This window comes from Flavobacterium anhuiense (assembly GCF_004151235.1).
GTDB lineage: Bacteria > Bacteroidota > Bacteroidia > Flavobacteriales > Flavobacteriaceae > Flavobacterium > Flavobacterium anhuiense_A.
On the sequence record NZ_JUIV01000013.1, the window covers coordinates 16,701 to 31,331 of the forward strand.

The following is a 14,631-nucleotide window of genomic DNA, read 5'->3' on the forward strand; positions in this document are numbered from 1 at the left end:
ATATTATGAAAACAAAATATAAAGTAAAGGGGTATATTGCTGTTATGTTACTTGCTCTCACTTTTTCAAATTGTGAGACTTTTAATGAGTCTGTTATTGAAAGTTTAGATGTTAGTAGAGCTTTTTCACCTGTGGGCATCTCTGCTGTAGTTAGAAATAAAACTACAGTCGAATTAAATTGGATGGTTAAAGAAGATGCAGATCATTATGTTGTAGAAATAAGCGCAGATGATCCTAATTTTAATACAATTTATAAAACTTTGAAAGTTGCTCCAACTGAGCTTCCTGTGCAAGTGGCATTAGAAGGAGAAACAGTTTATTCAATAAGAGTAAAATCTGTTAACGCAGCAGGATTAGAAGATTCTAAATGGTCTGTTATTAAGGCTACTACTTTGGCAGAAGAGCTTTTCTTGCCAATTCAGGACGGCGATGTAGAGGCTAAACAAGTTACATTAAGATGGACTCCTAATAGTAATGTTACGCAGATTGTTGTAAATCCAGGCGCTATAACACATGCGATTACCCCAGCAGAAAAAACTGCAGGAGTTGCAGTTGTTACTGGATTAACCGCAGAAACAGCTTATACAGCCGAGTTAATGAATGGTACTAAGAAAAGAGGTACAACGACATTTACAACCGGAATCGATATTGGAACTGGAATTCTAATTAAACCAGAAGACGATTTGAATGCTAAAATTACTGAAGTTGCTTCAGGATCAGTTCTAGTATTAATGCCTGGAGATTATACTGTATTTACAGGCGAGATCGCATTGAACAAATCGATAACACTAAGAGGACTTCGTACTTACGATAAGCCGAAGTTGCATGTGAAATTTACAGTTAATTCTGGAACAGCAAATCTGTCGTTGATCGATTTAGATTTGGATGGAACAGGAATGGATAATGCGGCCGTAATTACTATCTCTGGAGCAAACTCAACTTACGGTGATTTCTTAATTAGCAGCAGTAAAGTACATGATTATACTCGTGCGTTAATTGCGGCAAACGCAGCTGGTTCTAAATTGTCTTCTTTCACAGTAGATAATAGCATTGTAAAAAATGTAAACACAAATATAGGTGCAGATTTTATCGATTTTAGAAATACGTATGTTGCAAGTATTGTTCTTAAAAACAGTACATTCGATACTTGTTCGACAGGACGTGACTTTGTAAGAGCAGATGCAGTGGTTTCTCCAAATGGTTTCTCTGGAACTGGATTAACTACAAATGTTTTAATTGAAAGCTGTACGCTTTATGCTGTTTCAAATACGGTTGCACCAAAGAGAATATTATATGTGCGTTTTGCAAATAATACCTCAACAGTTAAAAATACGTTGATTACTTCAACAACTGCAATTTATACCAACCAGCCATTGACAACGCAGCCAACATTTAGTAAAAACTATTATAATGATGCTCCAAGTTTTATAGATGGAACAATTACAAACAATAAAATTGATGCATCGGCAACTACTGCAAATCCGCAGTTTGTTGATCCAGCAAATGGAGATTTCACAGTTAAAAATCAAACGTTGATTGATAACAATATTGGAGATCCAAGATGGTTAAAATAAAATTTCATGGTTAGTTAATAGAAAAGCGGAATACATTTTTGTATTCCGCTTTTTTTATGAATCTATAATTTTCGCAAAAATGATATCTAATTTATTCAATTAGTAAATCGAATTTTGCAAGTAATCCTGCGAGGGCTGTATGTGAAACCTTAGTGCCTTTTATTTTGTTTTCTGAGGGATCAAAAGAATAATTTTTAGAAGTTCTAAAATCAGTTTTCTCCAGAATACTTTCCACGAAAGTGGCGCCAGAAAGATCACAATTTTTAAAAACCGCCAAAGACAAATCACTATTAGATAAATCCGTTTCTTTCAAAGAACAATCGATGAAATTTGTCTTCTTGAGCTTTTTATAAATGAAAGTTGAATAGTCTAAAATGCAATCTTCAAAATTCATCGAAAACAAAAAACTATTGCAAGCGCTGAAATCAAGCCCCATCAATTTGCATCCAATAAATTTGATGTTTTTCAATCCAGTGTTTTTTAAAACTGCCAGCGAAAGATTACAGTTTTTAAAAGTAGAATCTAGAAAATCATTATGACTCAATTCACTTTTAGAAAAGTTACAGTTAATGAATTTGCAATTAACAAATTCGGTATTGGCTAAACTTTGATCCGAATAATCGATCGATTCAAAAGTTCGGTTTTGATATAATTTTGATTCCATAAAAAAATTAAAAAGGCATTTAAAGTTCTATTCTAATTCGATACATTCGAAAATAGTATTGTTTTGAAGTATTTCTGCAACATTCAATTCGCTGTCAACTCTAAGAATATTGTCACAATCTTCAAGATCAAAATTCCACTCAGAATTAGGTAATAATTCATTTAGAAGTACAGAAGCCGATTCAAATTTGGCCTGATTATCAACGGAAGTTTTAAAAACATAAATCATAATTTGCATTTTTGAGGAAGCAAATTTCTGAAAAACACCCACATATTTGTTAGGACTCTATAATCAATAATTAGGACTTATCAATCATTTTTCGGTATCGAATAGGAGAGATTCCTTCTGCTTTTTTAAAAAATCGGCTAAAGTAGGATTGATCTTCAAATCCTACTTGCGTTGCGATTTCGCCTACTGAAAGAGTGGTTTGAAACAGCAAATATTTAGCTTCTAATAATATGTTTTCGTCAATCCATTTTACCGCCGATTTTCCAGTTACAGTCTTAACGCACTTGTTTAAATGGTTCGGAGTAACATTTAATAGCGAGGAGTAATAATTAACCTGATGTTGGGTTTTAATATGATCATGAATCAATTCTTTAAATCTCCCTGTAATTGCTTCTGCCGCCGAAATGCTTTTAGAAGTTTTTACCGCATTTTTATTCATTTCATAAAACAAAGTAATAAGATACGATTGGACAATATTTAAATCTGTAATTGTAGTTTCTGAATATTCCTTTTTCAATCGTTCCAATATATTTGTAATTGGGGCAATATCTTCAGGAGCGAGTTTAATTTTCGGATTTCCTGAAATCTTTAGAAAATCAAAATCATTTAGCAGTTCGCGGCTTCCATATTTTCTAATTAAAATGTCAGGATGAAACTGGCAGATATAACCTTTGTGAATATTGTTAACATTATCAAGCGAAAAAATCTGCCCAGCAGGAACCATAATCATTTCGTTATCCGTTGTGATGTATTCCAGATAACCCAATTTCATAACATGCTGACCTGAAGAAATAAAAATTAAAGTATGGCAAGAATGTTTAGAAGGCGGAACAGGATGCTGCATCTGCATCATTTCTTCGATTTCAAGACAGAAAAAATGATCAGAATCCGATTTGAAAAGCAAATGAATAGGATTGTCTTCTCCTAAAAACTTTTCTCGAAATCCTTTTGGATTATAGGTTTTTATTTTTTCTGCCTGCTTTTTCATTCTAATAATATAATCTAAAATCAAGCAGTTTACAGAGGTTGTAATGTTTGGCATAAAGATCTTCGACAACTTCAATTAAATTATCGTTCTCCTGATACAAACTAAAAAAAGCTTTATCAATTGTGCTGCAGCTTGCAATTTTATTATAAGTTGATCCGTAGCCAGAAATTGCTCTCGCTCCCGTTATGTCTAAGAAATATTGTGCTTCTTCTTCATTTAAATCTAAAACTTTCAGATTTGCGAAATGAATAATTTTCCCTTTCATTTTTCCTTCAAACAATTCGGCAATTTCTTCGATGCTGTAATAATAATCGTGAAGACAAATATTATTTTCCTGACCTGGCATGGCAAGATAAATAATTTCATAGTCTTTGAAATTATGATCTTCGTAAAGTAAAATATTCAAACTTTCTTCCAAACCTTCGATTGTATCACAAGTTTTATGAATGCTCGAAATTCCTTGGTCAATGGCCAATTCTTCCAAACATTTTACCACATTAGTTGGGGTATGATCGTCTATATCTCGGACGCCTTCAAGGCAGAAAATAAATTTTTCATTATCCATGCAGTTTTTCTTTCTGGTATTTAGGGATTGAAATTCTTCTTTTATGATTCTAACAAAAGTATTTTTTCTGAAATGAAATCTAGCATAGAAAATAGAATTTAACGTGCTTTTTAGATTTTAAACTTTGGTTAAAGCCGAGTAAATTTTTAAGCGTATTTTTGTAAACCGAAAATAAATTACACATGATACAAATTAATCAGACGGCATCTTTTGCTCTCGAAGATATATTATTCTCTTTTGCTCTTGAATCTGAGGCAGCAGAAGTTTTTAAAGGACACAATGTTTTAATTACTGGAATTGGAAAAGTAAACGCAGCTTATGAATTGACAAAAGCGATTCAAAAGAAAAGACCTTCTGTTATAATAAATTTAGGATCGGCAGGAAGCAGCTGTTTTCAAAAAGGCGAAGTAATCTGTTGTACCAAATTTGTACAAAGAGATATGGATGTTCGAGGTTTGGGATTTGCATTATATGAAACGCCTCTTTCTGGTTTACCACCAGTTTTAGAATATGGTTTATTAATGGACAATCTTCAAGAAGGAATCTGTGGAACAGGAGATAATTTCGAAATGGAACATTGTTCAGACGCTTATAATGTGGTTGATATGGAAGCTTACGCTCTAGCCATGATTGCCATGAAAGAAAATATTCCGTTTTTAAGTTTAAAATATATCTCTGATGGAGCCGATGATAATGCTGCCGAAGACTGGACGGTTCAAGTTCATAAAGCTGCAATTGCTTACGGCAAAATTTTGGGATTAATAAAAGAATCAGAAGCCATTTCTTAATTGAAGTGGCTTTTGTTTTTTTAGGAAGTTGCTCCAGCGGAGCAAAATATTTGAGCATAATTCAAATCCTCAAATTCAAAAAGCTCCAGAGGTGCGACATATTGAGAATACCTAATTTTAGTATGAATAAAGAATGAAAAGCGACTAAATACTCCTCATACAGTAAAACTGATAAGTATTTGATGGGGTATTTTGAAGAAATGGATGAGGTTGATTTAATTATGCTTTAAAGAAACTTTTTAACTTTATAGTTTTCATTTTTGATGAAAAACTAATTAACTATTGAAACCAAAATGATTTTAACTATGAAGAAAATTGTAATGCTGTGCTGTACTTTTCTGTTTATTGGAAAAGCAATGGCACAGGAAATTTCGCTACTATCTAATATTTCAGCCAGAAACAATATTACGCTAAACGGAAAATGGAGATATATTGTAGATCCTCTCGAAAACGGATATTATAATTACCGTTTAGAACCTTTTAAAGACAACGGATTTTTCGAAAATAAAAAATGGAACACTACAGAATTGAGCGAATATAATTTTGCAACCTCTGCAGTAATGGATATTCCGTCAGATTGGAATTCGAAAGATCAAAGATTGTTTTTTTATGAAGGAACGGTTTGGTTTCAGAAAGACTTTAATTATAAAAAAGATGCAAAAACGAAAGGAATTCTTCATTTTGGAGCTGTTAATTATGATGCAAAAGTCTATGTAAACGGAAAATTGGCCGGAACTCATATTGGCGGTTACACGCCTTTCAATTTTGATGTAACCAATTTATTAGTTGACGGAAATAATTTTGTAGTAGTAAAAGTCGATAACAAACGACACAAAGACAATGTGCCAACTGTAAATATGGATTGGTGGAATTACGGCGGCATTACAAGAGATGTTACTCTGGCTCAAGTTCCGAATACTTATATTGAAGATTATTTGGTTCAGTTGGATAAAAAAGAAAAAGGAAAAATTTCGGGTTGGATAAAACTAAATAGCGAATCGGCAAATCAAACAGTTTCGGTTTCCATTCCAGAATTGAAAATTAAAAAAAGCATTACAACAGATTCTAAAGGAATGGCCTATTTCGAAGTAAAAGCCAGTCCAGTTTTATGGACGCCAGAAAAACCAAAATTATATGATGTTACCATTTCTAAAGCAGATGAAAATATAGCGGATCAAATTGGCTTTAGAACCATTGAAACAAAAGGAAAAGAAATTCTGTTAAACGGAAAAAAAGTCTTTTTACGCGGAATCAGCATTCATGAAGAAGCTCCTTTTAGATCAGGAAGAGCTTGGTCTCAAAATGATGCGATTACGTTATTGACTTGGGCAAAAGAATTGGGCTGTAATTATGTTCGTTTGGCGCATTATCCGCATAACGAAAACATGGTCAAAGAAGCAGAAAAAATGGGATTGATGATTTGGTCTGAAGTGCCAGTTTATTGGACTATTTCTTGGACAAATCCGGATACTTACGCAAATGCTGAACATCAATTGCACGATATGATTTACCGAGATAAAAACCGTTGCGGCATCGTAATTTGGTCAATTGCTAATGAAACTCCACATGGTGATGATCGTGATGCTTTCTTGAGCAAATTGGCAAAATATGCGCGCACGCAAGATAATTCTCGTTTGATTAGTATGGCGATGGAAGTTACTTCGAGTTCAAATAATATCAATACACTTCACGACAATATGAATGAATATGTAGATATTGTGAGTTTCAATCAATATTTAGGTTGGTATAGAGGAACTAACGAATCTTGTAAAGACATGCAATGGGTAATTCCATACAACAAACCCGTTATTATAAGTGAGTTTGGCGGCGAAGCTTTGCAAGGTTTACACGGCGATAAAAAAGAACGCTGGAACGAAGAATATCAAGAAGAATTGTACATTCAAAATACACAAATGTTCAATCGTATTGAAGGATTAGCAGGAGTTTCTCCTTGGATTCTCGTTGATTTCAGATCTCCAAGAAGACAGTTGCCTAATATTCAGGATTTCTTCAATCGTAAAGGATTAATTTCAGATCAGGGAATTAAAAAGAAAGCTTTTTATGTAATGAAAGATTGGTATGCTCAAAAAGAAGTAGAATATAAGTAAAGAAAGACCAAGTAGAAAAACCTTCAAAGTCCTTTAGATTTTGGAGGTTTTTTTTATGTTTTTTCCTTAATTTTATTTGAAAAAACAGAAGACTTTTAATGGAACTAGAAATTGTCATAAGATTGCTTTTAGCAGCATTTTGGGGAGCTTTAATTGGTGCCGAAAGAGAATATAGCGGAAAAGCGGCGGGTCTTCGCACCACAATAATGATTTCTGTCGGAGCGTGTTTCTTTACCTTTATGTCCGAATGGATAGGAGGAACGGGAAATCCAGACCGAATAGCTTCTAATATTGTAACTGGTTTAGGTTTTCTTTGCGCAGGAGTAATTTTTAGATCAGATAATCATGTTAGCGGCATTACTACGGCGGCAACAATATGGTCGGTTGCAGCGGTAAGTATGGGAGTAGGAGCAGGCTATTATTTTGCATCGGCTTGTGCAGCCTTGATGATTCTTTCCATTCTTACGGTGCTTACTTTTCTTCAGGATAAAATAGACCTCATCAACGCACATAAAACGCTTCAAATAACTTTTAATCGTTCTGATAGCGGATACGCAAGATGTCTAGAACTTTTTTCAACTTACGGAGTAAAATCAAAACTGATTACACAGCGCCGTAATTTGAATCATGTGGTTTTAGAATGGCAAATACATGGACCAAAAAAATCTATTGAATCTTTGTATACAGCACTTTTGCAAGATCCTGTTTTTGAGGAATTGGTATTATAATAATAAAAACTATGAATTTTAATTTACAACCCATTTTAGAAAATGATTTTTGTATTCTTTCTCCTTTAGAAGAAAAAGATTTTGAAGCTTTGTACAAAGCAGCTTCTGATCCTAAAATTTGGGAACAACATCCAAACAAAGACCGATGGCAAAAAGAAGTTTTTGAAAAGTTTTTTGAGGGAGCAATCAAAAGTAAAGGCGCCTTTAAGATTATAAATAAGGAAACTGGGGCAGTTGTAGGAAGTACCAGATTTTACGATTTTAACGAAGAAGACGATAGTGTTTTTATCGGTTATACTTTTTATGCGGTTTCGTGTTGGGGAAAAGGCATTAATCAAAGCGTAAAAAAGACCATGCTGGATTATCTTTTTCAATATGTTTCAAAAGTGAAATTTCATATTGGTTCAGAAAATATCAGATCGCAAATTGCAATTTCAAGAGTAGGAGCCAAAAAAGTGGCTGAAGAAGAAGTGGCTTATTTTGGAGAAAAGCCAAAACTGAATTTTGTGTATCAAATAAATAAAGAAGATTGGAAAAGACAAAAGCCTTAAACATTTCGTTTAAGGCTTTTGTCTTGTTATAAAATAGATTTTTTATTTTACCAAATAATCAACTTGATCTGCTTCGCAAAGTCTGAAATAACCAAAAGCGAAATTGTTAGCATCGGAAGTATTTACAATGTTTCCTCTAATATTTCCTGGAGGAACAAGAAACGGATTTGAACTTGAAGCTTCTAGTATTAATTTCCAATAATTGAAAAAGTTTTTAGAAACTCCTCTATGTGTTATCGTTACTGTGTTTCCAGATTTCATTTTGTCTTCATGAGAATATCTTGTACTGATTTCGTTTCCGTTAAAGAATTCATCATTCGTGATTTCATATTCTGGGTATATCAAAAATGAAGCTTGATAATCGGTTACATAATAATTGATCTCATCTGCAGGATCATTATAATAAAAGGTCAGTTCAATAATATCTTTTCCGCTAAAATCGGGAACAATATTTTGCTCTATTTTATTAATTGGCGTTACAGAAGTTAGTTTTTCAACTGCTGTGAAACTTTGCCCTTCGGCAGTAATAAATAATTTGTAATCTGCATTAAGAACAGGAACAAAATTAGTGCATTTGTAAACTCCAGCTTCAGTTTCGTTAAATGTAAAAACATCTCCGTTACTGTTTTCTATTCTTACTTGCGCACCAGAAACTTTTGGTGTAGAACCGCTATAATATGGCGCTGTTTTACTGATTTTTATGGTTTGTTCTTTTCCGTCAGTTCCTTTTTTCCAGATAATTTCGGCATCAATTACCAATTTGGTTTCGCCAGTTTCCAGATCCAGATTCACTACATCTTCGCAAGAAGCAAAAGAAAAAACAAAAAGAAGACTTATTAATGCCAGCGCTCTATTCATTATCGTATATTTTTTCAATTTATTCATAGCATTAAAATTTAAAATTATAAGAAACCCCAGGAACAATTCCGAAAATAGAAAGTCTTCTGGTTTCATTTGCTCCCGTATCTTCATTGGTTGTAAAACTCATAGAAGCAGCATTTTTTCTATTGTAAATATTGTAAAGGCTAAATACCCAATAGCTTTGCCATCCTTTCTTTTTGTCTGGTTTAGGAGTATAAGTTGCTGCAACATCCAAATGATGGAAAAGCGGTAAACGGTTTTCATTTCGCAGAGAATAATTAGGAATATGAATACCCCCCATTTCATAATAGCCATTTGCATACGTTACTGGCTGGCCAGATTGTAAAGTGAAATTTCCGTTAAAAGACCATTTCGGATTCAATTCATAACTTCCCACAATGCTCAGATTATGCAATTTGTCATAACCAGATAAATACCAGTCACCGTTTGCAATTCCAGGTTCTTCAGGAGTTCTTCCTGGAGTTTTTTGTTCAGCACGAGATAAAGTATAAGAAACCCATCCGGTAAAAACGCCAGTGTTTTTTCTGAATAACAATTCTAAACCATACGATCTGGCTTTTCCGTTTAAAATAACCTGCTCAATATTGTTGTTAGCCAAAACATCAGCGCCGTCAATATAGTCAATACGATTTTGAACATTTTTATAAAATAATTCGGTTTCTAAAGAGTAATCTCCGTCTTTGAAATTTCTGAAATAACCCATCGCATACTGATCCAAAAGTTGAGGTTTTGTAAAAGGTCCGCTTGGCGTCCAGATGCTCATTGGCAGAGGAGACTGGGTGTTTGATAAAATATGAATGTACTGCGCCATTCTGTTGTAACTTGCTTTTATAGAAGTTTCGTCGTTAAAGGCATAAGACAAGGCAGCTCGAGGTTCAAAATTATTAAACTTGCTGATGGTTTTTCCTTTTCCGTACGAAATGCTTCCGTTTGGAGTTCCTTCTTCATAAATTTTATACAACGGATTGTATACAACTGCTTGACCATTTTCGTAAGTGCTAATAGTTTCGTCTCCTAAACGATAAAACATGCTGTAACGAAGTCCGTATCGGAAATTCAGTTTCTCTGTAATCTGATTTTCAAAATCAACAAAGGCAGAAGCTTCTAGAGCATATTTTTTATCCAATTGCATATAATTAAACTGAGAATCTGGAGAAGTCGGTTTTACAACTCCAGGATTGAAATTATAGTACAAACCATCAATTCCGTAATTGATTTTAAACTTCTCAGATTGCTGGAAATTCCAATTGTATTTCAATCCGTAACTCGCAATATTGCTGTCCCATTTAAAACTTTCAATCGGAATTTCTAAATTAAATCTATAATCGCTGTAGAAAGTAGATAAATTACTGTTTACACGATCAGAAAATTTATGTTTCCAGCTCAAAATACCCATTGTGCTTCCGTAAGTGCTGGCAAAACGATCATTTATGTCGAATAAATCATTGCCAAAATAACCGGAAAAAGACAGCGAATTCTTGGCATTAAAGCGATAATTTAATTTAGCATTCAAATCATAAAACATGGCAGAGTTGTTATTATCTGCCAGTTTCATGAACAAATGCGCGTACGAAGCTCGTCCGGAAAGGATGAACGAACCTTTTTCTTTTTGCAACGGACCTTGAACTAAAAGACGGCTCGAAATGATTCCGATTCCTCCATTTACTTTATATTCTTCAAAGTCTCCCGTTTGTTGCGTAACATCTAAAACAGAAGAAACACGTCCTCCAAATTTTGACGGGATTCCTCCTTTATACAAATCTAAACCGTTAACAATGTCGGCATTAAAAATAGAAAAGAACCCAAACATGTGTGAATCGGCGTAAACCGGAGCGCCATCCAAAAGAATCAGATTCTGATCGGCAGCACCACCTCGGACATTAAACCCCGAAGAAGCTTCTCCCGCATTGGTAACTCCAGGCAAAGTCAAAATTGATTTTAACGGATCTGGTTCGCCCATTGCAACAGGAATTTTTTTGATTTCCTGCATTGAAAGCTTGTTAACACTCATTTGAGTGGTTTTAATATCAACTGCTTTATTGTTCATTACGATGACTTCTCCCAACTGCTGGCTGTCTGAATCTATATTGAAGTTCACTTTGGTATCGTCTGAAACAGAAACACGTTTTTCTTCATTTTTAAATCCAACATAGCTCACCTGTACGGTATAACTTCCGTTTGGGACATCAATACTGTATTTTCCATTAGCATCCGTTACAACACCAGTTTCCAGTTCTTTAATAAAAACATTGGCGCCAATAACAGGCTGTCTTTCGTCATCATAAACGTGCCCCGTCAGCTTGCTTTTTTTTTTGGTCGGCTTCTGAGTTTGAGCTTTCTGTTTTACAAAAATATTGCTCCCAACTATAGAAAATTGTACAATCGAAGTTTGGTTCAATTCCGTAATAAGCTTGCTCATTTCGATATTCTTATACGTGTTTTTTTGCGTAAAATACTTTTTATTGGTATCTATCTGATCTGTAAAAGCAAATTTAAAATCGGTTTGACTTTCGATCTGTTTGAAGAATTCTTTTAAAGTTACATTTTGATCTACAGTTACTGTGACGCTCTGGGCAGACATACCTAAACTGAATAAAAAAAAGCACGCTGAAATTATATGCTTCATGAAATTTTGTATTTTTGAATATTATTAAATGGAATAACTTCGTGTTATCCTGAAAATTAGGAGGATGTGTAGTTTAGCGGCTTACATCCTTTCTTGTTTTTTATTGAAAAGTGATCTGTTTTAAATCTTCATTTATTTCAAAGTTTAGGTTATACATTTCGGATAGTAATTGTACAATTGTTTTTAAATCTTCTCTTTTATTGATTCGGATAGTGATTTTCTGATCGAGATTCTCTTTCGGAATATTGACTTTATAACCATAGTTTTCTTCGATATATTGACTGATAACAGACAATTTTTCGTTATCAAAATCTATAAAACGGCTAAATTCTGATACTGAAGCAGTTTGGTTTCCGTATGTAAATTTTTCTCCCGGTTTCAAAATCCATTTTTGGTTTTGGCCTTTTACATTCATTTGAACACTTCCTTCAAAAAGCTCAACAGTCACTTGTTCGTTTTCAGTTTCTTTAACTATAAAAGAAGTTCCTAAAACAGTCGTTGTGGTTTCGTCACAAAAAACCTGAAAAGGATGCTGCTTGTCTTTCTTTACTTTAAAATAAGCTTCACCGTCAATTTGAATTTTTCTGTTTAAAGTAAAATTTGCTCCGTAAGAAATTTTAGAGTTCGGACTCAATTCTACTTTTGAGCTGTCTGGTAAAACGACGTATTTTATAGTTGAGGTTTTATTTTCAATTACATTTTCGGCTAGAACAACATTTTCAGCAGTTGGGTCTTGGTTAAAATAAATTCCAGTTCCAATAAGTGCAAAAAGTAAAACTGAAGCCGCCGCATAAAGATGCCAAGGCTTATATTTTCTTTTCTTCTTAGAAAATGTTTTAGCATGAAATTGTTTCCACGAAGCTTCTTTATCGCTGTCGGAATGAGATAGGGGAGATTCTTCCCATAACTTTTTAAATTCTTCGTCAAATTTCTCCTGATCCATTTTTCTTAGATATTAAATAATTTGACAATGAAAACCTTGTTTGGTAAAAACGCCGTAAACCATTTCTTTAATGTCTCTGTTAGTTTCTATTTTAAGGATGTTTTCGCGTCCCTGGCGATCAAAGTTTATGATACAGTCAGAAATGACAAACTGAAGATAAGCTACAAGCAAGCTTGCATCTTTCTTTGTTTTTACATTAGTTTTATACGCTTCGATATGCATTTTTAGTTCTTGTTTTTTAGTATAACAAACGAGAACTAAAAAGTTCCTAATGGTTTTCGATTTTTTTTCGAATAAATTTACTGGCGAGATAAATATGATTGGCAATGGTCTTTTCAGAAAGATCCGTTATTTCTGCAATCTCTTTATAGCTAAGGTTTTCCAGTTTGTGTAAAGTGAATATTTTTTGCTGCTGTTCTGGAAGCTGATTAATGAAATTTTGAAGTTTTTCTTGTCTTTCTTCAAAAATTCCTGAATCACTTTCTTCATCTAGCATTTCAACTTGAGAAGGATCAAGCTGTATTATTTTATTCTCTCTGTTAACATGATTGATTATAATGTTTTTGCAGATAACAAATATCTGTTTGTCAAACAGCACCTCTTCGTTAAGCAATTCTCTTTTGTTATATAATCTAATGAAAGTTTCCTGAACAAAATCTTCGGGAGTAAATACAGAAGAATTGAATCGTTTGGCAATATTTATAAGTTTATCGTAATAGCTAAAGTAAACTTCTTTGAAAGCTGCTTCATTACCTTTTTTTAAACTTAAAATAAATTTTTTATTGTCCATAACGAAAATATCGCGACTAGCTTCCTAGTCTAAACTCATAGGTTTCAATATTATTGTACTCAGAAATTGAGTAATATTAATCAGGAATGTAATAAGTTACAAAGAACCGTAATTTAATCCAAGATTTGACGCTTTTGTAGATTAAATGTTACAATTTATTTCAAATAAAAACCCCTTAACAGAAATGTCAAGGGTTCTACTTTTTTTGTTTTTTGATTCTATTAATCTAAAAATTAATGTTTAGCAGCATTTGAATGTCTACTCTGTCATAAGAAGAAGAGATGCCTGTTATTTCTTTAAAACCTAATTTCTCATACAGTTTAATAGCAGGTTTTAGTTTAGTGTTGCTTTCTAGATAAATTTTAGAAGCTCCTTTGTCTGCAGCCCATTTAATTGCCGATTGAGCCAGTAATAATCCGACACCTTTTCCTTGCGCTTTTGGACTTACAGCCATTTTTGCCAATTCGTAATCATACTCTTTTCCGTCACTTTTAATTAAAGCGCAAACACCTAAAACAATAAAACTTTTTTTGATACTCAGGTTTATAAGTTACTATTTCTACTTGATCTTTATTTTTCATAATACATTAAATACTGTTTTATTACGCCCGTCTTAAAAAAAGAAAATCCTTGAACATTTATTTATTCAAGGACATTTAATTTAAAGACTGTAAAGTTCTATTGTTGATTTTCTTTTTCCAAATCTGCAGCTGAGATCTGATCTAAGATATTGGTCTGATTTGGCGAAATGTAATTTTTGTTTTCAGTAACCTGTTCTTTCTTAAAAAGAAGGTCTAGTGCATTGTAAAGCTTTAATAAAACATCTTTGTCCTCTTTTTTAATATCTAAAGCAGAATTGAAATTAAAAACATAATTATTTGAATTGCGTACTTCTACTTTGATTGTTTTAGATGTGATTTTAAATTTTACTATGTCCATGTTCTGTGTAAATTACTTGTTGCAAGATACTAATTTAATAAAATCTGTACTTAAAGAAGGGTTAATTTAAATAAAAAACCCTTAAACATTTCTGTTTAAGGGTTTTACCTTCTAAGTAGCGAGGACGGGAGTTGAACCCGTGACCTCAGGGTTATGAATCCTGCGCTCTAACCAACTGAGCTACCTCGCCTGGACTGCTATCATGAATTCCTGATTGCGGGTGCAAAGATAGAAATAATATTAAAGCACGCAAGCAT

General features: G+C 33.3%; 16 protein-coding genes and 1 tRNA gene. 5 read left to right on the forward strand and 12 right to left on the reverse strand.

All coding sequences use genetic code 11. The annotated features are described in order from the left end of the window. Positions 1 to 5: 5 nt before the first annotated feature. Positions 6 to 1,574, forward strand: a complete 1,569-nt coding sequence (locus tag NU08_RS15330) for a DUF5123 domain-containing protein (protein ID WP_129748017.1) — start codon at positions 6 to 8, stop codon at positions 1,572 to 1,574. Positions 1,575 to 1,665: 91 nt separating this feature from the next. Here NU08_RS15330 and NU08_RS15335 read toward each other — a convergent pair whose 3' ends face one another. From NU08_RS15335 to NU08_RS15350, 4 genes are all read right to left on the reverse strand, one after another. Continuing rightward, positions 1,666 to 2,238, reverse strand: a complete 573-nt coding sequence (locus NU08_RS15335; protein ID WP_129748018.1) for a pentapeptide repeat-containing protein — start codon at positions 2,236 to 2,238, stop codon at positions 1,666 to 1,668. 27 nt (positions 2,239 to 2,265) lie between these two features. Beyond that, a complete protein-coding gene (locus NU08_RS15340; RefSeq protein WP_129748019.1) occupies positions 2,266 to 2,466 on the reverse strand; it encodes a hypothetical protein in 201 nt (66 codons plus the stop codon). A 70-nt stretch (positions 2,467 to 2,536) separates the two neighbouring features. Continuing rightward, positions 2,537 to 3,454: a helix-turn-helix domain-containing protein gene (locus tag NU08_RS15345; protein ID WP_242502568.1), complete on the reverse strand. Its 918-nt coding sequence runs from the start codon at positions 3,452 to 3,454 to the stop codon at positions 2,537 to 2,539. Between the two features lies 1 nt (position 3,455). Then, positions 3,456 to 4,019, reverse strand: a complete 564-nt coding sequence (locus NU08_RS15350) for a DUF6642 family protein (RefSeq protein ID WP_129748020.1) — start codon at positions 4,017 to 4,019, stop codon at positions 3,456 to 3,458. 182 nt (positions 4,020 to 4,201) lie between these two features. Between NU08_RS15350 and NU08_RS15355 the strand changes: the two genes are divergently transcribed. From NU08_RS15355 to NU08_RS15370, 4 genes are all read left to right on the forward strand, one after another. Further along, a complete protein-coding gene (locus NU08_RS15355; RefSeq protein ID WP_129748021.1) occupies positions 4,202 to 4,807 on the forward strand; it encodes a nucleosidase in 606 nt (201 codons plus the stop codon). Positions 4,808 to 5,112: 305 nt separating this feature from the next. Then, positions 5,113 to 6,915, forward strand: coding sequence for a glycoside hydrolase family 2 protein (locus NU08_RS15360; RefSeq protein ID WP_129748022.1), 1,803 nt, complete (start codon positions 5,113 to 5,115; stop codon positions 6,913 to 6,915). A 98-nt stretch (positions 6,916 to 7,013) separates the two neighbouring features. Further along, positions 7,014 to 7,643: an MgtC/SapB family protein gene (locus NU08_RS15365; protein WP_129748023.1), complete on the forward strand. Its 630-nt coding sequence runs from the start codon at positions 7,014 to 7,016 to the stop codon at positions 7,641 to 7,643. An 11-nt stretch (positions 7,644 to 7,654) separates the two neighbouring features. Further along, a complete protein-coding gene (locus NU08_RS15370; protein ID WP_129748024.1) occupies positions 7,655 to 8,194 on the forward strand; it encodes a GNAT family N-acetyltransferase in 540 nt (179 codons plus the stop codon). 42 nt (positions 8,195 to 8,236) lie between these two features. Here the strand turns inward: NU08_RS15370 and NU08_RS15375 are convergent, their stop codons facing one another. The 8 genes from NU08_RS15375 to NU08_RS15410 all read right to left on the reverse strand — a co-directional run bounded on the left by NU08_RS15375 (position 8,237) and on the right by NU08_RS15410 (position 14,564). Beyond that, entirely contained in the window at positions 8,237 to 9,079 is an 843-nt protein-coding gene (locus NU08_RS15375) for a DUF4249 domain-containing protein (RefSeq protein WP_165352464.1), read from the reverse strand. Positions 9,080 to 9,083: 4 nt separating this feature from the next. Further along, entirely contained in the window at positions 9,084 to 11,702 is a 2,619-nt protein-coding gene (locus NU08_RS15380; protein ID WP_129748026.1) for a TonB-dependent receptor, read from the reverse strand. A gap of 100 nt (positions 11,703 to 11,802) precedes the next feature. Continuing rightward, positions 11,803 to 12,645, reverse strand: a complete 843-nt coding sequence (locus tag NU08_RS15385; RefSeq protein ID WP_129748027.1) for a FecR family protein — start codon at positions 12,643 to 12,645, stop codon at positions 11,803 to 11,805. Between the two features lie 12 nt (positions 12,646 to 12,657). Next, on the reverse strand, positions 12,658 to 12,867 hold the full coding sequence (locus NU08_RS15390; protein ID WP_119792834.1) for a hypothetical protein: 210 nt from the start codon (positions 12,865 to 12,867) through the stop codon (positions 12,658 to 12,660). Positions 12,868 to 12,913: 46 nt separating this feature from the next. Then, positions 12,914 to 13,435: an RNA polymerase sigma factor gene (locus tag NU08_RS15395; protein WP_129748028.1), complete on the reverse strand. Its 522-nt coding sequence runs from the start codon at positions 13,433 to 13,435 to the stop codon at positions 12,914 to 12,916. Between the two features lie 226 nt (positions 13,436 to 13,661). Continuing rightward, positions 13,662 to 13,898, reverse strand: a complete 237-nt coding sequence (locus tag NU08_RS15400; RefSeq protein WP_317126363.1) for a GNAT family N-acetyltransferase — start codon at positions 13,896 to 13,898, stop codon at positions 13,662 to 13,664. A gap of 215 nt (positions 13,899 to 14,113) precedes the next feature. Continuing rightward, a complete protein-coding gene (locus NU08_RS15405; RefSeq protein WP_129748029.1) occupies positions 14,114 to 14,374 on the reverse strand; it encodes a hypothetical protein in 261 nt (86 codons plus the stop codon). Between the two features lie 116 nt (positions 14,375 to 14,490). Then, a tRNA-Met gene (locus NU08_RS15410) sits at positions 14,491 to 14,564 on the reverse strand. Between the last annotated feature and the right edge of the window lie 67 nt (positions 14,565 to 14,631).